This is a genomic window from Oleiphilus sp. HI0067, assembly GCF_001635735.1.
In genome coordinates this window covers 1-1,351 of record NZ_LWFI01001334.1, presented here as the reverse complement: position 1 = coordinate 1,351, position 1,351 = coordinate 1, and the positions used below count along the sequence as shown (strand labels likewise).

Below are 1,351 nucleotides of genomic sequence, written 5' to 3'. Positions count from 1 at the left end.
AAGCGCCTAACTCTCTCATCATCAATGCCAAGAGTGGCAATGAAGCGGTGTTCTTACAACACAATATAGAACCCGGAGCGATTAAAAGAGGCATTGCAGTTGAATGGGCGCGACGCAAAATCCAATACTTCACCGACAAAGCAAATCGCACAAGCGAAGGCGTCAAAGCACGTTATCAACAAAGTGCAACAGACTTAGCGCTGCAACATCATCAGCTCAGTCGTTATACCAGTTTAGTCGCGGTAGATGTTACTCCCGAGCGCACGCAAGAAGCACTGTTGCGACAGAAACTGAAGTCAAATCTTCCTAAAGGCTGGCAAAGTAAAAATCCCGATGGCGCGAAGTTGTATCTTGCTCAGACGGGCAACGGAACAACTTGGTTACTTACCATCGGTTTTCTGATCGTAGGGCTTACCGTTTTGCCTTTGCTAGCTTTTAACTTACTTGGTTTAAGTAAGAAGGGAGTACGCTATGAAACAGCCTAATAAACTAGCGCCATGGGTCTTAACAATTGGTTTGGCGTTAGGTTCGCTATTCGTTATGCAAGGCGCATGGATTCATGTAAAAGCGCTAACAGGGCAGTGGTTGATCGAAAACGCTTGGCTTAAAACAGAGCGTGACGGACGCAATTATAAACCGTGGCCGTGGGCAGATTTTTACCCCGTCGCACAGCTCAAAATACCATCCATCGGCGAGTCTTTGTTTGTACTGAATACACCCAGTGGGCAAGCACTCGCCTTTAGCCCTGCGATGACTGTGCATGTGGATGAAGAAACAGGCAAACAAATATTTCTCATCCAAGCGCATAACGATACGCACTTTAAAAATTTGCCATTGCTGGAGAAGGGGGCGTCGCTTCATCTCCAATCGCTAGAGTATGAGCAAGATTTTTCTGTGCAACATACCAAGCACGTAGATTCGCCAGTCCTGCAATTAAATCATGCGTTGGAGAGAGATCGTTTGATCCTCTCTACGTGTGATGAAGATGATTCTGAGAGCCGCAGATACTTGGTTTTGGGGGGGTGATCGCGATTTTCAATTTAATCGATATTAATGCTTTAGATATCGTTTAAACAGGCGAAATAGCACAAAAAGAACGTGCGTATAAGTTGTTGAAATAATCCAGAAGAATTCAAGAATATGCGAGGCACTCTTTTTAGAGGCTGTTCGTTAGTCAGCTTCCCTTTGAGCAGTCTGATTTAGCTGCTATTATCTTTTGATTAGTGAAGCGTATTATTGTTGGGCTGCATGGTTCTCTGCCACGACCTCAGTCAAACATGCATGGTCAAAGAGGGATTATATTAGCTTGTGATTCTCGGTATTTTAGCGAAAAGTATGGTGAAAACGCGCA

Annotated in this window: 2 protein-coding genes; both read left to right on the top strand. The window is 44.6% G+C overall.

The annotated features are described in order from the left end of the window. Positions 1-485, top strand: a 485-nt coding sequence (locus A3739_RS30190) for a hypothetical protein (RefSeq protein ID WP_231877120.1), incomplete at its 5' end; no start/stop codon positions are given. Next, positions 472-1,026: a sortase domain-bontaining protein gene (locus A3739_RS21190; RefSeq protein ID WP_068478700.1), complete on the top strand. Its 555-nt coding sequence runs from the start codon at positions 472-474 to the stop codon at positions 1,024-1,026. The genes A3739_RS30190 and A3739_RS21190, both read left to right, overlap by 14 nt. Positions 1,027-1,351: the final 325 nt, after the last annotated feature.